Origin of the sequence: Nocardia pseudobrasiliensis NBRC 108224, assembly GCF_001613105.1 — a bacterium.
GTDB lineage: Bacteria > Actinomycetota > Actinomycetes > Mycobacteriales > Mycobacteriaceae > Nocardia > Nocardia pseudobrasiliensis.
On record NZ_BDBS01000043.1, the window covers coordinates 1 to 24803 of the forward strand.

The following is a 24803-nucleotide window of genomic DNA, read 5'->3' on the forward strand; positions in this document are numbered from 1 at the left end:
CGGTGTCGCGGGCACGCTCGCGGGCATGCCGATGCTGCCGCTGGGCACCCCGGTGGTCACCGCGCTCGGGGCCACCGCCGGTGCGGCGATGATCACCGTTCCGGCGGCCGTCGTCGGCGCGGCGATCGGCGCGGGCGTCGGCGCGGCGAGTGGATATCTCGCTCCGGCCGTCGATGCCGCCGCCCCCGATCCGGGAGTGGCAATCGTCGAGTGATCGACCGAGAACCAGGGCCGGGGCCGCCATCTGCGGCTCCGGCTTTTTCAGTTAACTGGTCGCTATACCAAGACATTTCGACGGGTTCGTATTTCCACCCATCCAGGACCGCCGCGGATCCGAATGCAGGTCGTCGAGCAGAGTCCGAGGAGAAAGGTCGTTATGGCCGCAGGTAAACACAGAGCCCCGAATCCGCACCGGCAACGGGTGAGCACCGCCTTCGCGGCCGGTGCCGTGCCGTTGGTGCTGGCCATCGTCGGGGGCGGAACGGCCAATGCCGCACCCGCCGAACCGAATACGACTGCCGCCGCACAGGACACGCCGCGGCCACAGTGGCCCGCCACCGACGCGCCCAATGTGCAGCCGTACGAGGGTCTGCACATTCCCGGTGACACCTACAGTTCCATGCAGAATGCGCGATCCCTGCCCGATCGCACCTACCTGGCCCCGGTCGGCGTGCTGCATCCTCCTGCGCCCGTCGCCCCGGTTCCGCCGATCGCTCCACCCCCGGGCAAGTTCCGCTTCGGTGACGTCCAGGTCGACGTGCCCGCCGGAATGGATCGTGAACAGGCGATCGAGATCAATGACCAGTCCGCGCAGATCGAGGCGAATTTCGCCACGTTCCTGGATTCGGTCGGCATGGAGCGCAGTCGCTCCGATCGCATCGCCGGACAGGCGGTCGGCACCGCGGCCATGGGCGCGGTCGCCGGTGCGGCCATGGCCTCGCCGTTCGCGCTCACCGGCGGTCTGGTCGGCGGCGTGCTCGGACTCGCCATCGGCCTGCCGTTCGTGCCGGTCGGCGTGATCGCCGGACCCGCGCTGGGCGCGGCCATGGGCGCGGGTGTCATCACCGTGCCCGCCGCGGCGGTCGGTGCGGCCGCGGGTGCGGTTGTCGGCGCGGTCAATTCGTTCAACGCCCCGCCGCGCGTAGTCGGCGACTGAGCACCACCGGATCTCCCGGGGCGGGGACGGCCGACGATGTCCGCTTCCCGCCCCGTTCGCGTGCCCTGTCCACCAGACACGAAAGGCGAACCCTATGAGCCCGTTCCGCATGCTTGTGCAGACCATGTCGGCCGAATGGCAGTTCGTCGCGACATCGTTCGAATCGTGGCTCTCACTACTGCTGTGCCCGTAGGCGATCAGACCGAGGCCAGTGCCGTCGCGGTCCGGGTGAACAGCGAACCGCCCGCGGCCAGCGGCAGCAGCGCCGCGTCCAGGCCCGCGGTATGGGCGGGACGGTCGTCGGGATAACGCAATTCGCTCTCCAGGGCGCGCGGCCCGGTGAGCCGATCGTCGGTGATCGCGTCCGCGCCCAGTTCCAGGCGATGCCGCAGCAGCGGCGTCTCACCCAGATCGGCGACGAGTTCGCCTGCCCACCACCCGATGTCCTCACCGGTGCGACCGATCTGCACCCGCTCCCGCAACCGCAGCCGGGCATCGCTCGAAAGCGCGACGCTCGTGCGTGCCTCGTGTTCCGCGCCGCCCGCGACGACCGTGGGTTCCGGATCGAAGTCCAGCTCGCCCCCGATCTCGAAGCGCCAGCGCGCCGATGACCGCGCGGTGGCCCGGCCGGGCAGCGCGATGGTCGCGGCGACCGAGCGCACCACCAGCCGCGCACCGGGTTCCACCACGATCGCGATATCGAGTTCGTCCCCGCCCAACGGCGTCGCGGCCGTGCCGATCAGATGTACGATATCCGGCCCGGTGCGCCGCGCCGCCAGCCCGCCGGTGGCGTGGATGTGCGGCAGCGCGCCGGGCCGGGCGTGGATGCGCAGTTCAGTGCGCAACTGCCCCATCCTGTTCGGCGATGACGCGCAATTGCTCACGGACCCAGGTCAATACGGGAGTCGCGGCCGGATCCTCGGTGAGCGAGGTGAACACGAACGGGCGGCCCTCGCGCACGGCCGTGGAATCCCGGTCCATCACACCCAGATCCGCGCCGACCAGCGGGGCCAGATCGGTTTTGTTGATCACCAGCAGGTCCGAGAAGGTCACGCCCGGACCGCCCTTGCGCGGCACCTTGTCGCCGCCGGCGACGTCGACGACGAAGATCTGCGCATCGATCAGCCCGGAGGAGAAGGTCGCGGTCAGATTGTCGCCGCCGGATTCGACCAGGATCAGATCCAGCGGCGGATTGGCCTCGATCAGATCGTCGATGGCGTCGAGGTTGGCGGTGATGTCGTCGCGGATCGCGGTGTGCGGGCAACCGCCGGTCTGCACCGCGGTGATGCGCTCGTCCGGCAGCACGGCGTGGCGGCGCAGGAAGTCGGCGTCCTCGGTGGTGTAGATGTCGTTGGTCAGCACGGCCAGCGACAGTTCCGTGCGCAGCTGCCGACACAGCGCCGCGACCAACGCGGTCTTACCCGATCCGACCGGGCCGCCGATGCCGATCCGCATCGGCTCGCCCGCGGTGCGCTCGCGCTTGGGGCGGTCGTGGGCGTGGTCGTGCGGTTCGCCGTCGATCAGATGTGGGGGCATGGTGGTGCATTCCTTTCTACGAAGCGAACAGCGGCATATCGCGCCCGATGTGGCGCTCGGCGAGGACGTCCTGGAGCGGATCCGACAGGGCGGCAAGACCTTTCACCGCCTCGGCGGCGGTGCGATCACAGACCGCCGTGAGCCGGACCGTACAGGCGGCCACGGCCGCGGGATCCAGGGCCAGCAACCGCTGCGCGGCCGTGGCAGCGCCGGTCATGGTGGTGTAGACGACGACGCCCGCGATCTGTTCCGGCGTCGCCCCGGCCACCCGGCCGACCTGTCCGAATACCGTGGACAAATGCGGCCGCGCGCCGAATGCGCGCCAATCCTGTTGCGGCCATACCTGTTTCGCCAGACGCGCGAGACCGCGCCCCTGCGCCCGCGACGCGTTGCGCGCCGCCGGGGCGGGCGTGCGCGCATCGGCCTCCGCCTCGGCCCGTCCCGGATCCAATTCCCCCGCGCACACCGCCGCCGCCAACGAGGCGGCCACCAGACCGGAGGTCCGCACCCGCCGCCGCAGATAGACCTCCACCGACCCCACATCCCGCACCAGACCGGAGGCAATCGCCTCCTCGACCCCGCCCGAATGTACGTGACCACCAATGGGCAGGCGGGAATCGGCCAGCGTCAACAACATCGCCAGACTCATCCGACAGCCTCGCTGACGCTCGGCCGCGGCATAGGTCTGTGATCACGCACCCCCCGATCCTACGGTCGGCCCGAACGGGCTCGACGGCGGCTCAGCGGCGACTCGACGCCGGGAAACCGCACGACGGCCCCGACCGACTTCCAGCGACTCAGCGCCGGAAACTGCGCGACATGAATCGTTGGCTGGGGCCGCGGGTGATATCGGTCCAGGCCTGCAGTGGTCCGGTCCACCACGGGGAGATCTCCAGCGGTTTGGCGACCACCGCGTGGCACACCACATCCGCGGCCTCCTCGGCCGTCAGGCCGGGCATACTGCCGAAATTGGTGGGCGCGCTCATGCGGGTGTGCACCAGCGGCATGTAGATGGAGGTGGTGGTGACATTGTCGTTGGCGATTTCGGTGGCCACGGTGCGTAACCACATGTCGAAGGCCGCTTTCGACGCGCCGTAGGCCGCCCAGCGCGGGGCCGGGGGCATGCGCAGACCCCAGGTGGAGATGTTGACGATATGTCCCTCGCGCCGCTCGCGCATGCCGGGCAGCAGGGTGAGCAGCAACCGCACCGGGCCCAGATAGTTGATATCCATCGTGCGGGTGAAATCGTGGAAGCGATCGTAGGAGTGGTCGATCGCGCGTCGAATCGACTTGCCCGCGTTGTTGATCACGACATCCACATGCCCGTGCGCGTCGAGCAGTTCGCGCCCGAGCCGATCGGTGGCATCCATATCGGACAGATCCGCGGTGTAGGCGAAGGCCTTACCGCCCGTGTCCGTGATCTCCGCGGCGATCTCGTCCAGATCCTCGCGCGACCGCGCCACCAGCAATACGGTCGCCCCCGCCCCGCCGAGCTTCTGCACGGTCGCCTTCCCGATTCCGTGCGACGCCCCCGTCACCAGGACCACCCGCTCCGAAACCGCTTCCCGCAAGGCCTTTTCCCGCGGCCGCGACGTCGGATACAACAGCCGGGTAGCCACCCGTTCGGCCAACGGCCGCCCGTTACCTGTGGTGTCGTTCACACCACGACTCTAAGCCCGCCCTTTGATCTTCGCCCGCAAACCCGACCCGCCGCCCATTCCGAAGGCCGAACGCGCCTCAGCGCGAAGCGCACTCGGCCGGGACGCGCGCCGATTCCTCCGAGGCGTCCGATCGGGTTCGGGAGCGCCCCGCGATCAGGGCGATGATCGCCATGCCGATCAGCAGCACCGCGCCGACGGTGGTGGCGGTATGCATTCCGGTAACGAAGGATTCGCGGGCGGCGTGGGCGAGGGCCGGATTGTTGGCGGCGTGGTCGAGGGTTTCGCCCAGGGTCGAGGCGAAATCGCCGCCGGAGCGGAAGACCAGGGCAGCGAGCGAACCCAGCAGCGACAGGCCCAGCGCATTGCCCAATTCGAAACTGGTCTCGGAGATCCCGACCGCCGAACCCGCCCGTTCGGCCGGAACCGAGGCAACCGAAACCTCCGAGACGAGGGTGAACACCACGCCGTAGCCGATGCCCGCGACGGTCGAACCGGCCACATACCACCCGACCCCGCCGTCCACGCCGACCCCGAACAGCATGAGATTGCCCACGGCGGCCGCGCCCAGCGCCAGCACGAACGAGGCCCGCACGCCGAGCCACCGCGCGACCTTGGCCCCGTTCATCGAGCACAGGAACACCACGATCGCCTGCGGAATGCCCAGCAGCGCCGCGGCCAGCGCATCGCGTCCGGTCACCGATTGCAGATACACGCTGGTCAAATAGCTCAGCGCGGCCAGTGACATCATGCCGATCGTGGACGAGCCGATCGCCACCGAGAACCAGCCCTGCCGAAACAGCGACAGATCCAGCAGCGGATCGGCCAGCTGCCGCTGCCGGCGCACGAACAACACCAACACCACCACACCGAATACGCCGATAACCGCCACCCGCGGATCGATCCCATCGGCCGCGGCCTGTTTGACCGCGTACACCAGCGGCAGAATGCCGCCGATCGACATCACCACGCTCAACAGATCCAACGGTCCCCGCCCGGTCGAGCGATGTTCCGGCAGCACGAACATCCCGAAGGCCAGCAGCACCAGCAACACCGGGGTGTTGATCAAGAACACCGTGCCCCACCAGAACTGATGCAGCAGTACGCCGCCCACGATCGGCCCGATCGCCGAACCGCCCGCGAAGAACGCCGTCCAGATCCCGATCGCGGTGCCGCGGGTGCGCGGATCCGGGAACAGGCTCGAGATCAGGGCCAGACTCGACGGCAGCAGCGTCGCCCCGCCCAGACCCATCAGCGCCCGGGCCGCGATCAGTACACCGGCGCTCGGCGCGAAGGCCGCCAGCACCGAGGCCACCCCGAACACCGTCGCACCGGCGAGCAGGATATTGCGCCGCCCGATCCGGTCGCCCAGATTGCCCATGGTGATCAGCAGCCCGGCGATCAGGAAGCCGTAGATGTCGAGAATCCACAGCTGCTGGGTCGCCGAGGGCGCCAGCGCCTCGGTGAGCGCGGGCATGGCCAGGTACAGCACCGACATATCCATCGACACCAGCAGTACGGGCAGGATCAGCACGGCCAATCCCAGCCAGGCACGCCGGGGCGTCGCGATGTCGTGGGTATCGATGCCAGTCATCACCTATCCTTTGCGAGTCGCGCGTACAACGTACGCGTCAGGGGCTGGGTACAGCGTACGCACCCGGGCGCCGAAACGAAAGCGAGTAGTTTGCATGACCGATCCGAAGCTCACTCGGACCGCCATCGTCGACACGGCGATCGAACTGGCCGACGAGGCCGGACTGGACGCCCTGTCGATGCGGCGCATCGCCGAGCGGATGGGAGTGGGCGCGATGTCGCTGTATCGGCATGTGCCGAACAAGGACTCGCTACTGGCCGATATGACCGACGAGGTCGCCCGGCGCAATCCGTATCCCGCGCCGGAATCGACTTGGACCTGGCGCGATCGGGTCCGCATCGCCGGGGAGATCGATTGGCGGCTGTATCGGGAACATCCGTGGGTGCTGTTCACCTTCGCCGTACCCCGCTACAACTTCGGCCCGTCGAGCCTGGCCTGCCTGGCGTGGCTCGTGGAGGGCTTCGGCGAGGTGACCGATGACACGCGCGAGGCGACGCGGATGTCGCTGTCGGTGTGGAGTTACATCGCCGGCATCGCCCTGCAGAACGTCAGCGCCGCGATGCTCGAACGCCGCGACGGCGAACAGGAGGAGTCGGCCTTCCGCGCGCTGCTCGACGGCAAACCGCGCTGGCCCACCCCGCCGCCGCTCGCACCGCTCGAGGGCACCGGCCGCGGCGATCTGCTCGATCCCGAACAGCTGATGTATTCCGGCCTCGCGGCCCTGTGCGACGGATTCGACCGCCGCCGATGAATCGGCCCGCGCCGCAGCGTCTGCATCATTGCATCGAGTGCCATCGCGCGTCGCGGCACTCCCGATCATGATCGAAGGAGAGACGTATGAGCGGCTTCGCCACCGGCGCGCCCTGCTGGTTCGACGTCACCGCACCCGATATCGACGCCGCGGGCGAGTTCTACAGCGCGCTGTTCGGCTGGACCGCCGAACGACCCGACCCCAGCGGCGGTGACTACGCCGTCCTGCGCCAGGACGGCGCATACGTGGCGGGCATCGCCTGCGCCACGACGCCCGACGGCGGCGTCAAACCCGCGCTGTGGCTGCCGTATTTCGCGGTCACCGAACTGGATCGGGCCGTGGCGGCCGCGACCGCCCACGGCGCAACGGTTTTCGCCGAACGCGTCGAGATCCCCGGCCAACTCGAATTCGCCATCCTCGCCGATCCGGCGGGCGCGGGCTACGGATTGGCGCATCTGACCGGCCATCCGGGCACCGAACGCTGGGGCGCGCCGAACAATCCGATCTGGGTGCAGTACACCGCGACCGGCACGCCGTCGCGGGCGATGGCCCACTACGCCACGGTACTGGACTGGACCTACCGCGACGCCGGCTGGGAGACCGCGACAGTCGACCCGTACCAGGCGTTGACCACCGCCGAGGGCGGCCGTGAATTCGGCGGCGCGGCCGCGGCGCAACCCGGTGAACCGGCCCCGTTCTGGGCGTTGACGATTCACGTCCTCGACTGCGACGCCACCGCCGCCCGCGCGGTCGAACTGGGCGGCAAGATCGTCGCGGAACCGCACGACAATCCCGGCCCCTCACGACTGGCCGTCATCTCCGATCCCGCGGGCGCGACCCTGGCCCTCATGGCATTCCCGCACTGAGTGCCGATCAGGCGGCCGGATAGAAGCTCCGGCCGCCGACCCCACCCGAGACCGACCACACCTCGACGATTCTCCCGTCCACGAAACGCAGGATGTCGGTCCCGCTGATATCCATCTCCCCCTCCGGCGTCGGCCGCCGCGCGCCGTAGGGCCGGGCCACAATGCCCGTTCGCGGTCCATCCAGACGGACCACCGCCTCGCCCTGCGCCTCGTAGCGCAGCCCCGGCCGCTCGGCCCGGAACCGCTCGATCTGCCGCGCCAGCGCCGCCGGATCGCCGATCGTGTCGAATGCGTCCGCACCGGGCTGCGCGTAACGCAGCGTGACATTCCGCGCAATGATCTCCTCGGCCACCGCGAGATCGCCGTTCCACAGCACCACCCAGCGATCGAACAGTTCGATACCGAAGTCGCTCATACCTTCTCCTCAATAGTCTCATTGATACCGTCGCGACGAGATCAAGCTATAGTCTCAATGAGATGGTGTCAACGAGAGGCAGAGGAGAGGCGGTTGTCCGAACTCGGACCGCAGGATCACGTCGTACTGGGTCTGATCGCCCGGCACGGTCCGCTCACGCCGTACGAGTTGAAGGCGCGGGTGGAGGAGAGCGTCGACTACTTCTGGCCGATCCCGCACGCACAGCTGTATCGGGTGCCGGTGCGCCTGGCCGAACAGGGCCTGCTGCGCGAGGAGGCCGAGGAGTCCGGACGCCGCCGCCGCGTCTTCCACCTCACCGCCGCGGGCCGTAAGGCGCTGCGGCACTGGCTGTCCGAACCGAAGTGCCCGCCCCCGGAGACCCGGGATCCGGCGCAGCTGAAACTGTTCTTCGCCGATCTGGGCGAACCGGGCGATGTGGTGGCCCTGGCCCACGATCAGGCGGCCGAGCACCGCCGATGGCTCGAGCTGTACCGCCGGTTGCGCGCCGAGATCGACCCGGACGACAGCGTCCGGGCCGAATCACGCTCACGCATCCTCGAACTCGCCGTCACGCACGAACAGGGCTATGTGGATTTCTGGGAGGGGCTGGCACAGCGGCCGAAACGCTCTCCCGGGCACTGAGAATCAGTCCAGCACGACCGCGTAGGCGAAACCGTCCCAGCCCTTGCTGCCGACCGTCTGCACCGCGGTGGCGTCCAGCCGCGGCTCGGCCGCGAGCAGTTCCAGCACCTCGCGGCTGCCGCGCACACCCGGCTCGTCGGAATCGGCCTGCAGCACAGCGCCGTACCGGACGACATTGTCGACGATGATCACCGAGCCCTGCCGGGTCAACTTCAGCGCCCAGCGCACGTAATTCGGATTGTTGACCTTGTCGGCGTCGATGAACACCAGATCGAACGGCTCCGGATGTTCCTGCGCGAGCACCGGCAGACTGTCCAGCGCGGCCCCGACCCGGATGTCGACCCGATCCCCCACGCCCTTGCCGTCCAGATTCTTGCGCGCCACCTCGGCGTGGTGCGGATCGTATTCCAGCGTCACGACCCGCCCCTCGGCCCCGACTGCCCGGGCCAGCCACAGGGTGCTGTATCCGCCGAGCGTGCCGATCTCGAGCGCCCGGCGCGCCCGGATGGACCGCGCGATCAGCGACAGGAATTTGCCCTGTGCCGGGGACACATCGATCGGCGGCAGATCCGCGGCCGCATTCGCCTCCAACACATCGGAATCGGCGTCGCCGACCAGCGTGTCGACCAGGTACGCATCGACATCGTTCCACCCGGATGCAGTCATGGCGACGAGTCTGCCACCACCGAGCGGCAGGCGTCAGAACAGGAAGTACCGCTGGGCCATGGGCAACTCGACCGCCGGATCCTCCGCCCACACCTCGCCGTCGACGCGAACGGTGAAGGTGTCCGGATCGACCTCGATGCGCGGCATGGCGTCATTGTGCGGAAGGTCCGCCTTGGTGCGTTTGCGAACATTGGCCACCGGCACCAGCTTCCGGCGCACGGACAGCCGCTCGGCCAGACCCGATTCGACGGCCTGCTCGGAGACGAAATGCATCGACGCGCCCGCGGCCACGGCCGGATTCGCGCCGAACATCGGCCGCGGCAGCACCGGCTGCGGGGTCGGGATCGAGGCATTGGCATCGCCCATCGCGGCCCAGGCGATCACCCCGCCCTTGAGCACCGCGTGCGGGCGCACGCCGAAGAACGCGGGCTCCCACAGCACCAGATCGGCCAGCTTGCCAACCTCGATCGAACCGATCTCGGCGTCCAGGCCGTGCGTGATCGCCGGGCAGATCGTGTATTTCGCGACATAGCGCCGCACCCGCATATTGTCGGCCGCCCCGTCGCCGGGCAGCGCGCCGCGGCGGCGCTTCATCACATGCGCGGTCTGCCAGGTGCGCAGCACCACCTCACCGATGCGGCCCATGGCCTGCGCGTCCGAGCCGATCATCGAGATCGCGCCCAGATCGTGCAGCAGATCCTCCGCGGCGATGGTCGAGGGCCGGATCCGGCTCTCGGCGAAGGCCAGATCCTCCGGAATCGCCGGATTGAGGTGATGGCACACCATGAGCATGTCCAGATGCTCGTCGAGGGTGTTGACCGTATGCGGCCGGGTCGGATTCGTCGAACTCGGCATGACATTGGGGTGGGAGGCGACGGTGATGATGTCGGGCGCGTGCCCGCCGCCCGCGCCCTCGGTGTGATACGAGTGGATCGCCCGGCCCGCGATCGCGGCCAGGGTGTCCTCCACGAATCCGGCCTCGTTGAGCGTGTCCGAATGCAGCGCGACCTGTACGCCCGCGGCGTCGGCGACGGTCAGGCAGGCGTCGATGGCCGCCGGGGTGGTGCCCCAGTCCTCGTGCAGTTTGAAACCGCCCGCGCCGCCGCGCAATTGCTCCCACAGCGCCTCGGACCGCACGGTATTGCCCTTGCCCAGCAGCAGAATGTTCACCGGCCAGCCGTCGGTCGCCTCGAGCATGCGGGCCAGATGCCAGGAGCCGGGGGTGACGGTGGTGGCCTTACTGCCCTCGGCCGGGCCGGTGCCGCCGCCGATCATCGTGGTGATGCCGCCGCTGAGCGCCTCGTCGAGGATCTGCGGACAGATGAAGTGCACGTGACAGTCGATGCCGCCCGCGGTGACGATGCGCCCGTTGCCGGAGATGATCTCCGTCGACGGACCCACCACCAGCCGTGGATGCACCCCGTCCATGATGTCCGGATTACCGGCCTTGCCGATCGCGCAGATGCGGCCGTCTCGAATGCCGATATCGGCCTTGATGATTCCCCAGTGGTCGACGATCACCACGCCGGTGATGACGGTATCGGGGGTGCCCTCGGCGCGGGTGGCCCGGGCCTGGCCCATCGACTCGCGCAGCACCTTGCCGCCGCCGAATACCGCCTCGTCGCCCGCGAAACCTGGTCCGCCGCTGCGATCCTCGGTGATCTCGATGAGCAGATCGGTGTCCGCCAGGCGAATTCGGTCGCCGGTGGTGGGCCCGAACAGTTCGGCGTAACGGGCGCGGGAGAGTTCGGCCATCAGGCGTCCAGCTTTCCGGGAGCGTCGAGGGAGATACCGTGCACCTCGCGGGCGCCGCGCAGCGGGATCAGCGAGATCCGCTGGGCCAGACCGGGTTCGAAGCGCACCGCGGTTCCGGCGGGAATATCGAGGCGGCGGCCGTGGGCGGCGGCGCGGTCGAATTCCAATGCCGCGTTGGCCTGCGGGAAGTGCACGTGGCTGCCGACCTGCACCGGGCGGTCGCCGGTATTGACCACATCCAGCGCGATCCGGTCCGCGCCCGGATTGATCTCGATGGGGTCGGCGGCACAGAGGTATTCACCGGGAATCATGGTCACGCCCTAGCCGATCGGATGGTGGACGGTGACGAGTTTGGTGCCGTCCGGGAAGGTCGCCTCCACCTGGACGTCCGCGATCATCTCCGGCACCCCGTCCATGACGTCGGCGCGGCCCAGAACCGTACGACCCGAGGCCATCAGCTCGGCGACCGTGCGGCCGTCGCGCGCGCCCTCGAGGACATGATCGGTGATGATCGCCACCGCCTCGGGGTGATTGAGCTTGAGCCCGCGCGCCTTTCGACGCCGGGCCAGCTCGGCCGCGTAGCTGAGCATCAGCCGTTCCTGCTCGTGCGGCGACAATCGCATGCGGTGCTCCTCGCGATTCCTCGTGGCGTGTGGCGCAATTCTGGCACGACCGCACCATGACGGTGCGGCGACGGGCTCAGCCCCCGGCCAGATTCTGCAGCCGCACCTGCCCGCGCGCGACCACGCGATCCTGTTCGTCGGTGATCACCACCTGCCACAGCTGCTGCAGCCGGCCGCGGTGCAGCGGGGTGGCCTCCCCGCGCAGCACGCCCTCGCGGACCGCGCGCAGGAAATCGGTGTTGTTGTTGACCCCGACCACGGTGCCGCGCTCGCCGAACCAGGCGCCGCCGCCCGTACTGGCCAGGGTTTCCACGACCGTGCAGTACACGCCGCCGTTGACGATGCCGAACGGCTGATGCAGTCGCGGCGACACGGTCCACTCCCCGACCACCCGATCGGGCCCGAGCTCGGTGAACTTCAGGCCGATCAGTTCCGAGAAGGTGCCCTCGCTCATCTTCGTCATGAGTTCGGGGGTCATCTGCCCCATCGAGCGAACCTCGGGCCGATCGTGCTGTGTCATGGAAAAACAGTTACACAAGGCAATCATCGAGCCGTGCGCGGGTGGGGGAAAACGATGCGGCGGGCCTCACCTCGAAGGTAAGGCCCGCCGCGGCACAGGATCGGGAGTCGACCGCAGCCCTCGGGACTCCACACGATCCGAACGCCGAGTCCCAGTGTAGGGCAGGCTTACCTAACAAGGCAAGAGCGTCGCACGGGCAATCCGAGATCCTCCATCGCGGCCAGCAGCGCCTGCCCGCGTTCGGCGCCGACGACCGAGGAGGTTCCGGCCAGATCGGGCACGTAAGTGGCCGCGCCGACGACGGTTTCGGCGACCAGCGGCCAGAATCGCCGCGCGCTCAACGCCGCGCAGCGAGACATGCTGTGCTGCACCAGTTTCAGCGCCCCCGCACAGCGATGGGCCAGCCACACCGTCAGCGCGCGCTCACACGGCAGCACGACCACGCCCTGCTCCCCCGCCAGCGGATCGCCGTCGACCACGCGAATCGTCGTGTCGGACAACCCCGCCCAGTCGATGCCGCCGTCGTTGTCGGTATGCACCCACAGATTCTCCAGACCGGGATCCCATGCGCGCCCCTCGGCCACCCACAGCGCCACCACGCGCCCGACCACGGCGTGGATCAGGGCGGTGGCCACCACCTCGGCGGCGATATCGGAGCTGATCATCTCCGCGGCGTGGCGGCGATACATCAACTCGATGCGACCCTCGCGCAATCCGTCGGCGAGACGCCACCAGCGCCGCCGACCCTGTTCGGCCATCGCGGCCATGGCGTAGACGCGCGGATGTTCCGGTTGCAGAGCGCGCAGCCGCCCGCAGGCCTGCCCGAAGGCGAGCTCGGAGGGGCGTGTCGGGCAGGCGGTCATCGGTTCGGGCATCGAACCTCCTCGTCGACGATTGACATTGCGGGCCGAAACGGAAGATAGGTTAGGCTTACCAGACTTACCGAGCAATGGAAGAAATCACGTCAGGAGTTATTCGTCGCCGTGCCCGCTGTAGTCACGTCCAAACGGCGCCGCGCGGCAGGACTCGCGCTCCTGGCCGCGCTGCTGCTGATCGCGGTGGTCGCGGGTATCGCCATCGGCGCGCGCGCATTGTCACCGCCGACGGTGCTGCACGCCCTGAGCTGCCCCGACGGTTGGCCGCTGACGTGTCCGGCCGCGACGCCCGCCGATCAGATCGTGCGTGAACTACGGCTGCCGCGAACGGCATTGGCGGTGCTCACCGGGCTGGCGCTGGGTATGGCCGGCGCGCTCATGCAGGGCTACACCCGCAATCCGCTGGCCGACTCCGGACTGCTCGGACTCAATGCCGGGGCCGCGTTCCTGGCGGCGCTCGGTATCCATCTGTTCGGGCTGTCGCATCCCCAGCAGTACATCTGGCTGGCCTTCGCGGGCGCGGCCGTCGCGGGCGTGGTGGTGTTCGCGGCCTCCTCGGCGGGCGGCGGCAAGGCCGGTCCGCTGAGTCTGGTGCTGGCGGGCGCGGCGGTGACCGCGCTGCTGCAGGCGCTCACCAATGCCGTTGTGCTGCTGGATCCCACGGCCACCGAGACCTATCGGTACTGGGTGATCGGCTCGGTCGCCGGACACGATATGTCGGTGCTGCGCCAGGTGCTGCCGTTCATCGCCGCCGGAGTTGTGCTGGCCCTGGCGGCCGCGCCCGGCCTCAACGCGCTGGGCCTCGGTGAGAACATGGCCCGCGGACTGGGTGTGAACATCGCCCGCAATCGGGCCCTCGGCCTGGCCGCAGTGGTGCTGCTGACCGGGGCCGCCACGGCCGCGGTCGGACCGATCGCCTTCCTCGGTTTGATCGCCCCGCATCTGGCCCGATTCGTCACCGGCCCGGATCATCGCTGGCTGCTGCCCTATTCGGCGGTGCTGGGCGCATTGCTGCTGCTGATCGCCGACATCGTGGGGCGGGTGATCGCGCTGCCCGGGGAATTGCAGGCCGGAATCATGCTGTCGGTACTCGGCGCTCCGTATTTCATCCTGCTGGTACGCCGTCGAAAGGCCGTGACGCTGTGAGATCTTCGCCGCCCACGACCACCGTCGCCCGCGTCCGGCCCGCGCTGCGGGTGGGCGCGGTCTCGACCGTCTGGCGAATCACCATGGTGCTGACCGTGATCGGACTGTCGGTGGCGCTGCTGGCGCTGTTCGCGGTGGACATCTCCATCGGAGAGTTCCAGATTCCGCTGGGCCGGGTGGTCGATGTGCTCACCGGCGGCGGGTCACGCGCGCAGCGATTCGTCATCCTCGACTCGCGGCTGCCGCGCGCGGTCACCGGCGTGGTGGCCGGTGCGGCGCTCGGAATCGCCGGGGCCGTCACACAATCGATCCTGCACAACCCGCTGGCCAGTCCCGATGTTCTGGGCATCACCTCCGGCGCGGGTTTCGCCGCGGTGGCCGTCCTCGCCGGAACCGGCGGCGCGACAACCGGATTCGCGGCCGCCTTCGGCGTTCCCCTGGCCGCGCTCGCGGGGGCGCTGCTCACCGCGACCGTCATCTACCTGCTGGCCTGGGGTCGTACCCACACCGGCGACCTCGGCGTCACCGGAATTCGGCTGGTGCTCATCGGCATCGGCGTCAATGCCGTACTGATGGCGGGCATCAGCTGGCTGCTCACCCGGGCCACGCTCGCCGACGCCGCCCGGGCCCAGCTGTGGCTCACCGGATCGCTGGACGCGGCGGACTGGACCCGCGCGGTCCCGGCCGCGGTCGGCCTCGGGCTGGTCCTGTTCGTCACCGCGGCCTCGGCCCGCACGCTCGCCGCGCTGCGCTTCGGCTCCGACACCACCCGCGCGCTGGGCGTGCGAATCCAAACTCAGCAGGGGTTGCTCATCGCCGCCGCGGTCGCCGCGGCCGGACTGGCCACCGCCGCGGTCGGGCCGCTGTCGTTCGTCGGTTTGGCCGCACCCCAATCGGCTCGACGGCTGCTGCGCACACCGGGCGAGCCGATCATCGGTTCGGCGATCACCGGCGCGCTGCTCGTGGTGGGCGCGGATATCCTGGCCCGCACCGTATTTCCCGTCGATCTGCCGGTCGGTATCGTGACCGCGGCACTGGGCGGCCCGTTCCTGCTGTTACTGCTCGTGCGCGTGAACCGGAAGGCGACCCTGGTATGACGACTCATCGACTATCCGCCGCCGAGCTGTCGCTGGGCTATGGCAATACCGTCGTCGTCGATGGTCTGTCGCTCACCGTGGAACCCGGTCTGATCACCACGATCATCGGACCCAACGGCTGCGGCAAATCCACACTGCTGCGCGCGCTGGGACGACTGCTGAAGCCGCGAGCGGGTCAGGTTCTGCTCGACGGCAAGGCGATAGCAACCCAGAAGACCCGCGATATCGCCCGTGTCCTGGGCATGCTGCCGCAGACGCCGATCGCCCCCGAGGGCCTCACCGTCGCCGATCTGGTCGCCCGCGGCCGCCACCCCCATCAGTCCTGGCTGCGACAGTGGTCGGCCGAGGACGAGACCGAGGTCGCCGCCGCGCTCGCCCAGACCGGCGTCGCCGACCTCGCCGAGCGCACCCTCGACGAGCTGTCCGGTGGCCAGCGCCAGCGCGCCTGGATCTCCATGACCCTGGCCCAGGGCACCGACATCCTGCTGCTCGACGAGCCCACCACCTATCTCGACCTGGCCCATTCCCTCGAGGTCCTGGATCTGGTCGACCGGCTGCACGACGAACTCGGCCGCACGGTCGTAATGGTGCTGCACGATCTGAATATGGCCATCCGCTACAGCGATCGGCTCGTGGTCATGCGCGAGGGCCGCGTTCTCGCCCAGGGCGCGCCCGCCGAGGTGATCGATGCCGAGTTGCTGCGCGCGGTCTTCGGGCTGCGCGCCGAGGTGCACACCGATCCGGTCTCGGGACGGCCGATGGTCGTGCCGATCGGGACGCGGCACGTGCTCGCGGCTCACGCGACGGGCCCGGAGGCGGCAGCTTGCGTAACCACGGAGGGCACCGCGTGAGCCGCCATCGAGCACCGGACGTTCGGCGACTTCGGATCGTGCCCTTCGCCACTATGAAAAATCCCACAGAGCTACCGACGGGTTACGACATCCAGTAGTACGCATTTGTGTCGGAGGCTCCGTAAACTGGTGTGATGGCAGGTCTTGGTGAACTCGAGAAAGCGGTCATGGACCAGTTGTGGTCGGCCGACGAACCCCAGACGGTCCGGCAGGTCCACGAGGCCCTCGCGGCGCGCCGCGAGCTCGCGTACACCACGGTGATGACCGTTCTGCAGCGACTGGCGAAGAAGAATCTGGTCGTGCAGCAGCGCGACGATCGCGCGCATCGCTATGCGCCGGTCCACACCCGCGACGAACTCGTGGCCAGTCTGATGGTCGACGCGCTGCAGCAAGCCGACGAGGTCGGCAGCCGCCGCGCCGCGCTCGTGCACTTCGTGGAGGCCGTTGGTAAGGACGAGGCTGCCGCGCTGCGAGACGCACTCGCTAAGCTCGAAGCTGCCGAGGCAGCGCGCAATGCGTCAGACGATGACAAAGGAGTCGCACCGCCGCAGTAACGCGCCGCGGCCTCGGGCCCCTGGCCCCACAACGCAGTGAGCTGAGCATGAATGCAACCGCGCCGGTATTCGCCGGTCTCGCTTTGCTTCTCGCGGGACCGGTCCCGTCCCTGCTCGCTCGATCCACCTGGCCCTACCGCACGCCCCGCGCCGCCCTGGTGCTGTGGCAGGCGGTCGCGCTGGCCGCGGTGTTGAGCGCGTTCGGATCCGGTCTGGCGATCGCGAGCGAGCTGCTGGTACCCGGACCCGACGGTCGGCCCACCACCTCACCCACCCGCGAGATCGATGCGCTGGGTCTGCCGCTGTGGCTGGCGTATGTGATCGTGTTCGCCCTCACCCTGCTGGTCGGCGCGCGCCTGATCTACGCCGCGATTCGCGTCGGCGTGCACACCCGCCGCCGCCGCGCCCGCCACCGCATGCTCGTGGATCTGCTCGATCAGGGCGGCGACTACCGCCACACCGATCCCAAGGCCGCCGATATCCGCGTGCTGGCCGCCGCCGAGCCCATCGCCTACTGTCTGCCCGGGCTGCGGCGGCGAGTCGTGTTGAGCCAGGGCACATTCGCCAATCTGACCGATGCCGAGCTGACCGCGATCGTCAGCCACGAGCGCTCCCATCTGCGGGCCCGCCACGATCTGGTGCTCGAGGCGTTCACCGCGGCGCACGAGGCCTTTCCGCGCTGGGTGCGCAGCAAATCGGCGCTGGATTCGGTGAAATTGCTGATCGAACTGCTCGCCGACGATTCCGCGGTCAAGGTGACCGGACCAACCCCGCTGGCCCGCGCGCTGGTGGCCTGTTCGAATTCCACCGCGCCACAGGGGGCGATGGCCGTCGGCGGACCCACCACCCTCATCCGCATCCAGCGCTTGGCCGGACCGCTGGGCGATCTACGCGTGGCGACCGCGGCCTATCTGGCGGCCACGGCCATCCTCGTCGTCCCGACCATGGCCGTGGCGATCCCGTGGCTGGTCGAGCTGAGCCGGTTGTTCAGTGCCTGATCCCCGTTTCGCCGAGCTCGGCCTGCCGGTCGCGCTGGTACAGGCGCTGCGGCGCATCGGACTCGAGACCGCCTTCCCGATCCAGGCCGCGGCGATTCCCGATATTCTCGCGGGCCGTGATGTATTGGGCCGGGCCGCAACGGGTTCGGGTAAGACGCTGGCCTTCGGGCTGCCGATGCTGGGCCGCTCCGGGGCCTCGGCACCGAGAAAACCACGCGGTCTGATTCTGACTCCGACCCGCGAACTCGCCCTGCAGATCGAGCGGGCGCTGGACGAACCGGCACTGGCGGCCGGTGCGCGCCTCGGCAGCGCGGTCGGCGGTGTGCCGATCAAGCGCCAGGCCGAGCGATTGACCCGCGGCGTCGATCTGCTGATCGCCACCCCGGGCCGCCTGGCCGATCTACTCGCACAGGGGGCCGTGGGACTGGACGCGGTGCGGGTGGTCGCGATCGACGAGGCCGATCACATGGCCGAACTCGGCTTCCTCGATCAGGTCACGCTGCTGCTGGACCGCATCCCCGCCGACAGTCAACATCTGCTGTTCTCGGCCACCCTGGACGAGGCCGTGGACACCCTCGTGCGGCGCTACCTGCGCGATCCCGTGCGGCACGCGGTGACCGATGCCGTTGCCGCCCCGGTCGATTCATCCACCACCGAACCATCGATCGCCCATCACCTCTTGGCGATCCGCAAGGCCGACAAGCGCGCGATCGTCACCGACATCGCCGCGCGCGAGGGCCGCACCCTGCTGTTCGTGCGCACCCAGTTCGCCGCCGACAAACTCGCCCGGCGGCTGCGCGAGGCCGGAATCGCCGCGGTCGCCCTGCACGGCGGCAAGGCCCAGAATCAGCGCAACCGCGCGCTGACCGCCTTCACCGACGGCCTCGCGCCCGTGTTGGTCGCCACCGATGTCGCCGCGCGCGGCATCCACGTCGACGACATCTCACTGGTCGTGCACGTCGACCCGCCCGAGGACCCCAAGGCCTATCTGCACCGCGCCGGCCGCACCGCCCGCGCGGGCGCGACCGGCACCGTGATCACCCTGGCCACCGACGAGGAGCGCGCGCCCACCGAACAGCTGCTGGCCGAGGCGAATATCTCCGCCGAGCTCCTGCGCGCCCGCCCCGGCGATCCGACCCTGATCGCCCTGACCGGCGCGCGCACCCCCTCGGGCACGCCGGTCCCCGATCCGGCCGCCGCTCCCGCATCCGAACCCGCTCCGCGAAATCGCCGACCCGCCAACAGGACTCACACGCGCCGTCGCCGACCCGCCTGATCGACCCGCTAAACTGTGCATAACGGACAGATCATCGAAGGAGATGGGATGACCGAACGCAAACCGCCGGGTCTGAGCCAGGAATCGTGGCTGGACAAGCAGATTCGCGATGCGACCGAACGCGGCGATTTCGACGATCTGCCCGGTAAGGGCAAACCGCTACCGGATGCGGGCCAGCGCTACGACGAGAACTGGTGGCTGAAGGACTATCTGCGCCGCGAGAACGTCGGCGGCGAGGGCATCCTGCCGCCCTCGCTGATCCTCAAACGCGATCTGGAGCGACTCCCGCAGACCCTCGCCCGCCTGAACTCCGAACAGCGCGTGCGCGAGCACATCGGCGAACTCAACGATCGCATCACGACCTGGCTGCGAATGCCGCACGGACCGTACGTACATCTCGCCCCGGTCGAGGTCGAGGAAACCGTGCGGCAGTGGCGAACCGCCAGGCAACGACCGCGACCGGACGCGAAACCCGCCCCGGCGCCGCCTCGTTCGCGCACCGGATGGTGGCGACGGCTGCTGGTCCGCGACTGACCCGTCATTTCGGCGTGCTTTTCCGCCTGGAAATATGCCGGAACGATCTCGGAGGCAGGCTCAGCACACCCCGGGCACTCCCGTAGAATTGCCGGAGTGCGATTTCTCCCGGGCCACACGCCGCCGTACGACCTGACCTACGACGACATCTTCCTGGTCCCGAACCAGACGGATGTGACGTCGCGTTTCGATGTCGACCTGTCGACGACCGACGGGACCGGCACCACCATCCCGATCGTCGTGGCGAATATGACGGCGGTCGCCGGTAAGCGGATGGCCGAGACGGTCGCCCGCCGCGGCGGCATCGTGGTGCTCCCGCAGGATCTTCCGATGAGCGCGGCCACCAAGACCATCTCCTACGTCAAGAGCCGCTCGCTCACCGCCGAGACCCCGGTCACCCTCGGCCCGGATCATTCGGTCTCCGAGGCGCTGGCGCTGATCCACAAGCGCGCCCACCGCGCGGTCGTGGTGATCCAGGACGGCAAGCCGGTCGGCGTGGTCAACGAGGACTCCTTCTCCGAGGTCGACCGCTTCGCGCGCCTGCACACCGTCGCGGTCACCGACTTCCTCACCGCCCCTGCCGAAACCGCCCCGCGCGAGCTGTTCGAACTACTCGAGACCCAGCACTCGCCGCTGGTCGTGCTGACCGAGGCCGACGGCACCCTCGCCGGTGTGATGACCCGCAAGGGCGCGGTCCGCGCCGGAATCTACGATCCGGCCGTCGACGCGCAGGGCAAACTGCGCGTGGCCGCCGCGGTCGGCATCAACGGCGATATCCCCGCCAAGGCAAAGGCGCTCGTCGACGCGGGCGCCGATGTGCTGGTCATCGACACCGCGCACGGCCATCAGCTCAAGATGCTCGAGGCGCTGCGCTCGGTCGCGGATCTGAAGCTGGGCGTGCCGCTGGTCGCGGGCAATGTGGTCTCCGCCGCCGGTACCCGCGACCTCGCGGCCGCGGGCGCGGACATCATCAAGGTCGGCGTGGGCCCCGGCGCGATGTGCACCACCCGCATGATGACCGGCGTGGGCCGCCCGCAGTTCTCCGCCGTCGCCGAATGTGCCGCGGCGGCAAAGGAACTGGGCGTGCACATCTGGGCCGACGGCGGCGTGCGCCACCCGCGCGATGTCGCCCTGGCGATCGCCGCGGGCGCGTCGAACGTGATGATCGGCTCCTGGTTCGCCGGAACCTACGAGTCGCCCGGCGATCTGCGCACCGACCGCGACGGCAATGTCTACAAGGAGAGCTTCGGCATGGCGTCCAAGCGCGCCGTCGCCGCTCGCACCGCCACCGACAGCGCCTTCGACCGGGCCCGCAAGGGTCTGTTCGAGGAGGGCATCTCCTCCTCGCGCATGCGACTGGATCCCGAGCGTCCCGGTGTCGAGGACCTCATCGACCACATCTGCTCGGGTGTGCGCAGCGCCTGCACCTACGCGGGCGCCCGCAGTTTGGCCGAACTGCACGAGAAGGCGGTCCTGGGCGTGCAGTCCGCCGCCGGCTTCGCCGAGGGCCGTCCGCTGCCCTCCGGTTGGTGATCTTCGTCCCGTCATTCCGGCGAAATCCCACGCCGGAATGACGGGACCGGGACACCCCCGACGCCGCGGCGGGCAAACCCCGTAAAGAACCCGGTAACATGTGGGACATCCGAGCCGTCTCGCGATACGAGACCGAGCGCGTAGCACACTCCCACCTGCGAAAGGAACCAGTTGTCACCCGCGTCCAAGGGCGCCACACAGGAGGGCTCCTCTACCGAGCCGGGTGACCAACCCGGCGCCTCCGATTCCGCAGTTCCTCCCGCCGTCGCGGGGTGGTGCTGACAGTGACCGTCGTGCTCACGGTGCTCAGCCTGGTGGGTTTCATCGCACTCACCGCGGGGACCGCGCTGTTCGTCGCCGCCGAATTCTCCCTCACCGCACTGGAACGCAGCACCGTCGAGGCGCATGCCAGAGACGGTGATCTGCGCGCCCGCCAGGTTCGCCAGGCGCATCGCACCCTGTCGTTCCAGCTGTCGGGCGCCCAGCTCGGCATCACCATCACCACCCTGGTCACCGGTTATATCGCCGAGCCCGTCCTGGCCCGGCTGATCGAACCGCTGTGCACCACGCTGGGCGCGAATGCCTCCACCGCGCACGGCATTTCGCTGGCGGTGGCCCTGGTGCTGGCCACCTCACTGTCGATGACCTACGGCGAGTTGGTGCCCAAGAACATCGCCATCTCCGCGCCGCTGACCACCGCCCGGTGGACCGCCGCGCCGATGATCTTCTTCTCCACGACCTTCGCCTGGCTGATCCGCTTCCTCAACGGCAGCGCCAACTGGGTGGTCCGCCAATTGGGCATCGAACCCGCCGAGGAATTGCGTTCGGCGCGCTCCCCGCAGGAGCTCGGCTCGCTGGTGCGCACCTCGGCCAAGCGCGGCGTGCTGGATCAGCGCACGGCGATGGTGGTGGACCGCTCCCTGGAATTCGGTGAGCGCAGCGCCGAGGAACTCATGACGCCCCGGGTGAAGATCGAAACCCTCGATCAGGACGATACGGTCGCCGACCTCATCGCCGCCGCGAGCCGCACCGGCTTCTCCCGCTTCCCGGTCATCGACGGCGATCTGGACGACACCCTCGGCGTGGTGCACATCAAACAGGCGTTCCTGCATCCGGTTTCGCAGCGCGGGCGGGTCAAACTGCGCTCGATCGCCCATCCGGTGCCCATCGTTCCGGCCAGCCTCGACGGCGACACCGTGCTCGAACGCGTGCGCGCCGACGGTATGCAGGTCGCCCTCGTCGTCGACGAATACGGCGGCACCGCGGGCCTGGTCACCATGGAGGACATCATCGAGGAGATCCTCGGCGACGTCCGCGACGAGCACGACGAGGAGGAACTCGACGTGCGCCGCACGGCCGCGGGCTGGAACTGCTCGGGTCTCATGCGCATCGATGAGGTCTCCCGCACCACCGGTTACGACGCCCCCGAGGGCGAATACGAAACCCTCGGCGGCCTGGTGCTCACCCGGCTGGGTCGCATACCGGTCGCCGGCGACGAGGTGCAGCTGCCCGAACCCAACCACGGCGGCCAGACCACCGGCGGCTGGCTCGCCCGCGTGGAACGCATGGAGGGCCGCCGCATCGACCGCGTGCTGATCCGGCCCGTCGACGCCGACGCGCTGCAGACCTGGGAGCTCAGCCATGGGTGATCTGTTCGGCATTCTGCTGGCGCTGGCGCTGCTCGCGGGCAACGCGTTCTTCGTCGGCGCGGAATTCGCGCTCATCACCGCGCGCCGCGACCGCCTGGAAGGGCTTGCCGCCCAGGGCAAACGGGGCGCGAATACGGTCATCCGCGCCGGTGAGCACCTATCGATGATGCTGGCCGCGGCGCAACTGGGCGTCACGATCTGCTCACTGCTGCTGGGCCGCATCGGCGAACCGGCGGCCTCGCATCTGTTGGAGCGGCCGTTCGCTCTGCTCGGCGTGCCCGACGAATTGCTGCACCCCATCGCGTTCGCGCTGGCGCTGGCCGTGGTGGTGATGCTGCACATGCTGCTGGGCGAGATGATCCCCAAGAACATCGCGCTGGCCGGACCGGAACGGGTTGCGCTGCTGCTGGTTCCGCTGCTGCTGCTCTGGCTGCGCCTGGCACGGCCGCTGATCACGCTGTACAACATGGCCGCGAATCTGACCCTGCGGGCCCTGCGCATCGAACCCAAGGACGAACTCGACGCCACGGTCTCCACGGTCGAATTGGCCGAGATGATCGGTGAATCCCGTTCCGAGGGCCTGCTCGACGAGGAGGAGCACCGCCGACTCACCCAGGCGCTGGGCACCACCGATCGCATCATCGCCGATGTCATGGTGCCGCTGGCCAAGACGCGCTGTGTCCCGCTGCGCGGCGACGGCACCACCCTGGGCGATATCGAGACCGCGGTGGCCGAGACCGGTTTCTCCCGCTATCCGGTCCGCACCTCCGACGGTTCGCTGGTCGGCTATCTGCATGTGAAGGATGTGCTGGACAAGGTCGCCGACGATTCGGCGGGCCCGTCCACGCCGATCCCGCGCACCGATATCCGCCCGCTGCCCACGGTCAGCATGGGCACCACGCTCTACGAGGCGCTGGCCCGCCTGCGCCGCACCAGCAGTCATCTCGGCCGCGTGATCGACTCGCGCGGCAATACCGTCGGCATCGTCGCGCTCGAGGATCTGGTGGAGGAGTTCGTGGGCACGGTCCGCGACGCCACCCACCGGATCGCGGAATGACGCTTCTCGAGGTCGTCCCCGAGCACGAATGGCGTGCTCGGGCAGCGACGCATCGAGACCGGGTGAACCAGCTGATCGGGCCGTACGTGGAACGCCGCGCGGCCGGGACGAAGCATCCGGTGATCGACTTCCTGTTCACCTACTACGGCCACAAGCCCGCACAGCTGCGCAGGTGGCATCCGGGCTACGGGGTCGGGCTGGAGAATGCCGCCGAGTACGCCGGTTCCCGGGGCTATCGCGAGCTTCCGGCAGAGTCCTCCGGCAGGCCTGGCGCGGAGACGATCACGGCAGGACCCGACAGCGGGCCAGCTCCACGGGTGTGGGCCGCCGACCCGGCCTTCCTGGCCAAACGCCGCGACACGGTCGATTTCATCGCGAACCTGTTGCGCGCCACCGCTACCCGCCCCACCCATCTGTCCTGTTTCGGCCTGCACGAGTGGGCCATGGTCTACCGCACCGACGACGTCCGCCACCACCAGGTCCCCCTGCGCCTGGGCCGGACCGGCACCGACGCGGTCGTCGAGTCGATGCCTTTACGCTGCACCCATTTCGACGCCTACCGCTTCTTCACCCCCGACGCCCTCCCCCGCAACGCCGCCCCCCTGACCCGCGACGACCAACTCACCCGCGAACAGCCCGGCTGCCTACACGCCAACATGGACCTCTACAAATGGGCCTTCAAACTGGTCCCCCTCATAGACTCCACCCTTCTGCTGGACTGCTTCGAACTCTCCTGCACCGCCCGCGAACTCGACATGCGAGCCAGCCCCTACGACCTCACCGACTTCGGCTACACCCCGGTCCCCATCGAAACCCCCTCCGGCCGCGCCGAGTACGTCCGAGGTCAGGCTGAGCTGGCCGAACAGGCCGCACCGCTGCGCGCGCGGCTGCTCGCGCACTGCACGAACCTGCTCGCACCGGTGGTGCCGTAGGATTGCCGTGCTACACGGCTTCGATCCGCCCCCGCCGACTCCGACCGATCGGGCAACTGGATCCTCGAATCGAGCCGAGGCAAGACGTGGGTGGGCGGCCTCACCAGGCTCGGTGACGA

The 24803-nt window shown here is 69.1% G+C and carries 27 protein-coding genes and 1 pseudogene; 16 read left to right on the forward strand and 12 right to left on the reverse strand.

All coding sequences use genetic code 11. From position 1 onward, the window contains the following. A pseudogene (locus NP4_RS41760) lies at positions 1 to 214 on the forward strand (hypothetical protein); the annotation flags it as partial. Positions 215 to 376: 162 nt separating this feature from the next. Continuing rightward, on the forward strand, positions 377 to 1156 hold the full coding sequence (locus NP4_RS29910) for a hypothetical protein (RefSeq protein WP_068005136.1): 780 nt from the start codon (positions 377 to 379) through the stop codon (positions 1154 to 1156). A 197-nt stretch (positions 1157 to 1353) separates the two neighbouring features. Here the strand turns inward: NP4_RS29910 and NP4_RS29915 are convergent, their stop codons facing one another. The 5 genes from NP4_RS29915 to NP4_RS29935 form a co-directional block, all read right to left on the reverse strand. Further along, entirely contained in the window at positions 1354 to 2001 is a 648-nt protein-coding gene (locus NP4_RS29915; RefSeq protein WP_068005304.1) for an urease accessory protein UreD, read from the reverse strand. Continuing rightward, positions 1991 to 2692 carry an urease accessory protein UreG gene (gene ureG / locus NP4_RS29920; RefSeq protein WP_068005138.1) on the reverse strand — a complete coding sequence of 234 codons (702 nt, stop codon included), beginning with the start codon at positions 2690 to 2692 and terminating at the stop codon, positions 1991 to 1993. Before ureG ends, NP4_RS29915 begins: the two co-directional genes overlap by 11 nt. A gap of 16 nt (positions 2693 to 2708) precedes the next feature. Further along, a complete protein-coding gene (locus NP4_RS29925; RefSeq protein ID WP_068005140.1) occupies positions 2709 to 3341 on the reverse strand; it encodes an urease accessory protein UreF in 633 nt (210 codons plus the stop codon). Between the two features lie 148 nt (positions 3342 to 3489). Further along, positions 3490 to 4353 (reverse strand): SDR family NAD(P)-dependent oxidoreductase, encoded by an 864-nt coding sequence (locus NP4_RS29930; protein WP_245997077.1) that lies wholly within the window; start codon positions 4351 to 4353, stop codon positions 3490 to 3492. Positions 4354 to 4429: 76 nt separating this feature from the next. Beyond that, on the reverse strand, positions 4430 to 5944 hold the full coding sequence (locus NP4_RS29935; protein ID WP_068005142.1) for an MFS transporter: 1515 nt from the start codon (positions 5942 to 5944) through the stop codon (positions 4430 to 4432). A 94-nt stretch (positions 5945 to 6038) separates the two neighbouring features. On the opposite strand from NP4_RS29935, the gene NP4_RS29940 reads away from it, so the two are divergent. Together NP4_RS29940 and NP4_RS29945 are read left to right on the forward strand one after the other, a co-directional pair. After that, positions 6039 to 6695: a TetR/AcrR family transcriptional regulator gene (locus tag NP4_RS29940; RefSeq protein ID WP_068005144.1), complete on the forward strand. Its 657-nt coding sequence runs from the start codon at positions 6039 to 6041 to the stop codon at positions 6693 to 6695. An 86-nt stretch (positions 6696 to 6781) separates the two neighbouring features. Continuing rightward, entirely contained in the window at positions 6782 to 7561 is a 780-nt protein-coding gene (locus NP4_RS29945; protein ID WP_068005146.1) for a VOC family protein, read from the forward strand. A gap of 7 nt (positions 7562 to 7568) precedes the next feature. Here the strand turns inward: NP4_RS29945 and NP4_RS29950 are convergent, their stop codons facing one another. Further along, positions 7569 to 7976 (reverse strand): nuclear transport factor 2 family protein, encoded by a 408-nt coding sequence (locus tag NP4_RS29950; protein WP_068005148.1) that lies wholly within the window; start codon positions 7974 to 7976, stop codon positions 7569 to 7571. 93 nt (positions 7977 to 8069) lie between these two features. Here NP4_RS29950 and NP4_RS29955 point away from each other — a divergent pair, with 93 nt between their 5' ends. After that, a complete protein-coding gene (locus NP4_RS29955; RefSeq protein ID WP_169813824.1) occupies positions 8070 to 8618 on the forward strand; it encodes a PadR family transcriptional regulator in 549 nt (182 codons plus the stop codon). A 3-nt stretch (positions 8619 to 8621) separates the two neighbouring features. On the opposite strand, the gene NP4_RS29960 is transcribed toward NP4_RS29955, so the two are convergent. The 6 genes from NP4_RS29960 to NP4_RS29985 all read right to left on the reverse strand — a co-directional run bounded on the left by NP4_RS29960 (position 8622) and on the right by NP4_RS29985 (position 13057). After that, the gene (locus tag NP4_RS29960) at positions 8622 to 9284 is read right to left on the reverse strand and encodes an O-methyltransferase (RefSeq protein WP_068005153.1); all 663 of its coding nucleotides are present in this window, start codon (positions 9282 to 9284) and stop codon (positions 8622 to 8624) included. Between the two features lie 33 nt (positions 9285 to 9317). After that, on the reverse strand, positions 9318 to 11039 hold the full coding sequence (locus tag NP4_RS29965) for an urease subunit alpha (RefSeq protein ID WP_068005155.1): 1722 nt from the start codon (positions 11037 to 11039) through the stop codon (positions 9318 to 9320). Next, entirely contained in the window at positions 11039 to 11350 is a 312-nt protein-coding gene (locus NP4_RS29970; protein WP_068005157.1) for an urease subunit beta, read from the reverse strand. Before NP4_RS29970 ends, NP4_RS29965 begins: the two co-directional genes overlap by 1 nt. A gap of 9 nt (positions 11351 to 11359) precedes the next feature. Further along, the gene (locus NP4_RS29975; protein ID WP_062503485.1) at positions 11360 to 11662 is read right to left on the reverse strand and encodes an urease subunit gamma; all 303 of its coding nucleotides are present in this window, start codon (positions 11660 to 11662) and stop codon (positions 11360 to 11362) included. Positions 11663 to 11738: 76 nt separating this feature from the next. Next, the gene (locus NP4_RS29980; protein WP_068005309.1) at positions 11739 to 12140 is read right to left on the reverse strand and encodes a PaaI family thioesterase; all 402 of its coding nucleotides are present in this window, start codon (positions 12138 to 12140) and stop codon (positions 11739 to 11741) included. Between the two features lie 209 nt (positions 12141 to 12349). Further along, on the reverse strand, positions 12350 to 13057 hold the full coding sequence (locus tag NP4_RS29985; protein ID WP_068005159.1) for a hypothetical protein: 708 nt from the start codon (positions 13055 to 13057) through the stop codon (positions 12350 to 12352). A 108-nt stretch (positions 13058 to 13165) separates the two neighbouring features. Between NP4_RS29985 and NP4_RS29990 the strand changes: the two genes are divergently transcribed. The 11 genes from NP4_RS29990 to NP4_RS30040 all read left to right on the forward strand — a co-directional run bounded on the left by NP4_RS29990 (position 13166) and on the right by NP4_RS30040 (position 24684). Then, a complete protein-coding gene (locus NP4_RS29990) occupies positions 13166 to 14203 on the forward strand; it encodes a FecCD family ABC transporter permease (RefSeq protein WP_068005162.1) in 1038 nt (345 codons plus the stop codon). Next, positions 14200 to 15300: a FecCD family ABC transporter permease gene (locus tag NP4_RS29995; RefSeq protein WP_068005164.1), complete on the forward strand. Its 1101-nt coding sequence runs from the start codon at positions 14200 to 14202 to the stop codon at positions 15298 to 15300. Before NP4_RS29990 ends, NP4_RS29995 begins: the two co-directional genes overlap by 4 nt. Continuing rightward, on the forward strand, positions 15297 to 16151 hold the full coding sequence (locus NP4_RS30000) for an ABC transporter ATP-binding protein (RefSeq protein WP_068005166.1): 855 nt from the start codon (positions 15297 to 15299) through the stop codon (positions 16149 to 16151). Before NP4_RS29995 ends, NP4_RS30000 begins: the two co-directional genes overlap by 4 nt. Before the next feature lie 134 nt (positions 16152 to 16285). Continuing rightward, positions 16286 to 16705, forward strand: coding sequence for a BlaI/MecI/CopY family transcriptional regulator (locus NP4_RS30005; RefSeq protein WP_068005169.1), 420 nt, complete (start codon positions 16286 to 16288; stop codon positions 16703 to 16705). Positions 16706 to 16752: 47 nt separating this feature from the next. After that, entirely contained in the window at positions 16753 to 17703 is a 951-nt protein-coding gene (locus NP4_RS30010) for a M56 family metallopeptidase (RefSeq protein WP_068005171.1), read from the forward strand. Further along, positions 17696 to 18979: a DEAD/DEAH box helicase gene (locus NP4_RS30015; protein ID WP_082876339.1), complete on the forward strand. Its 1284-nt coding sequence runs from the start codon at positions 17696 to 17698 to the stop codon at positions 18977 to 18979. Before NP4_RS30010 ends, NP4_RS30015 begins: the two co-directional genes overlap by 8 nt. A 48-nt stretch (positions 18980 to 19027) precedes the next feature. Then, complete coding sequence (locus NP4_RS30020; protein WP_068005172.1) at positions 19028 to 19513, forward strand: DnaJ family domain-containing protein; 486 nt, start codon at positions 19028 to 19030, stop codon at positions 19511 to 19513. A gap of 96 nt (positions 19514 to 19609) precedes the next feature. After that, the gene (locus tag NP4_RS30025; protein WP_062503503.1) at positions 19610 to 21046 is read left to right on the forward strand and encodes a GuaB1 family IMP dehydrogenase-related protein; all 1437 of its coding nucleotides are present in this window, start codon (positions 19610 to 19612) and stop codon (positions 21044 to 21046) included. 284 nt (positions 21047 to 21330) lie between these two features. After that, positions 21331 to 22695: a hemolysin family protein gene (locus NP4_RS30030; protein ID WP_068005311.1), complete on the forward strand. Its 1365-nt coding sequence runs from the start codon at positions 21331 to 21333 to the stop codon at positions 22693 to 22695. Beyond that, positions 22688 to 23752 carry a hemolysin family protein gene (locus tag NP4_RS30035; protein ID WP_068005173.1) on the forward strand — a complete coding sequence of 355 codons (1065 nt, stop codon included), beginning with the start codon at positions 22688 to 22690 and terminating at the stop codon, positions 23750 to 23752. Before NP4_RS30030 ends, NP4_RS30035 begins: the two co-directional genes overlap by 8 nt. Next, positions 23749 to 24684, forward strand: a complete 936-nt coding sequence (locus NP4_RS30040; protein ID WP_068005174.1) for a 3-methyladenine DNA glycosylase — start codon at positions 23749 to 23751, stop codon at positions 24682 to 24684. Before NP4_RS30035 ends, NP4_RS30040 begins: the two co-directional genes overlap by 4 nt. Positions 24685 to 24803 lie beyond the last annotated feature (119 nt).

Excerpts from the sequence above, each read along its gene's own strand:
- NP4_RS29935 (WP_068005142.1), bottom strand. The coding sequence starts at position 5,944 with ATGACTGGCATCGATACCCACGACATCGCGACGCCCCGGCGTGCCTGG.
- NP4_RS30010 (WP_068005171.1), top strand. The coding sequence starts at position 16,753 with ATGAATGCAACCGCGCCGGTATTCGCCGGTCTCGCTTTGCTTCTCGCG.
- NP4_RS30040 (WP_068005174.1), top strand. The coding sequence starts at position 23,749 with ATGACGCTTCTCGAGGTCGTCCCCGAGCACGAATGGCGTGCTCGGGCA.
- NP4_RS29960 (WP_068005153.1), bottom strand. The coding sequence starts at position 9,284 with ATGACTGCATCCGGGTGGAACGATGTCGATGCGTACCTGGTCGACACG.
- NP4_RS30035 (WP_068005173.1), top strand. The coding sequence starts at position 22,688 with ATGGGTGATCTGTTCGGCATTCTGCTGGCGCTGGCGCTGCTCGCGGGC.
- NP4_RS30020 (WP_068005172.1), top strand. The coding sequence starts at position 19,028 with ATGACCGAACGCAAACCGCCGGGTCTGAGCCAGGAATCGTGGCTGGAC.
- NP4_RS29945 (WP_068005146.1), top strand. The coding sequence starts at position 6,782 with ATGAGCGGCTTCGCCACCGGCGCGCCCTGCTGGTTCGACGTCACCGCA.
- NP4_RS29970 (WP_068005157.1), bottom strand. The coding sequence starts at position 11,350 with ATGATTCCCGGTGAATACCTCTGTGCCGCCGACCCCATCGAGATCAAT.
- NP4_RS29910 (WP_068005136.1), top strand. The coding sequence starts at position 377 with ATGGCCGCAGGTAAACACAGAGCCCCGAATCCGCACCGGCAACGGGTG.
- NP4_RS29980 (WP_068005309.1), bottom strand. The coding sequence starts at position 12,140 with ATGACCCCCGAACTCATGACGAAGATGAGCGAGGGCACCTTCTCGGAA.
- ureG (WP_068005138.1), bottom strand. The coding sequence starts at position 2,692 with ATGCCCCCACATCTGATCGACGGCGAACCGCACGACCACGCCCACGAC.
- NP4_RS29985 (WP_068005159.1), bottom strand. The coding sequence starts at position 13,057 with ATGCCCGAACCGATGACCGCCTGCCCGACACGCCCCTCCGAGCTCGCC.
- NP4_RS29975 (WP_062503485.1), bottom strand. The coding sequence starts at position 11,662 with ATGCGATTGTCGCCGCACGAGCAGGAACGGCTGATGCTCAGCTACGCG.
- NP4_RS30000 (WP_068005166.1), top strand. The coding sequence starts at position 15,297 with ATGACGACTCATCGACTATCCGCCGCCGAGCTGTCGCTGGGCTATGGC.
- NP4_RS29950 (WP_068005148.1), bottom strand. The coding sequence starts at position 7,976 with ATGAGCGACTTCGGTATCGAACTGTTCGATCGCTGGGTGGTGCTGTGG.
- NP4_RS29925 (WP_068005140.1), bottom strand. The coding sequence starts at position 3,341 with ATGAGTCTGGCGATGTTGTTGACGCTGGCCGATTCCCGCCTGCCCATT.
- NP4_RS29940 (WP_068005144.1), top strand. The coding sequence starts at position 6,039 with ATGACCGATCCGAAGCTCACTCGGACCGCCATCGTCGACACGGCGATC.
- NP4_RS29965 (WP_068005155.1), bottom strand. The coding sequence starts at position 11,039 with ATGGCCGAACTCTCCCGCGCCCGTTACGCCGAACTGTTCGGGCCCACC.
- NP4_RS30005 (WP_068005169.1), top strand. The coding sequence starts at position 16,286 with ATGGCAGGTCTTGGTGAACTCGAGAAAGCGGTCATGGACCAGTTGTGG.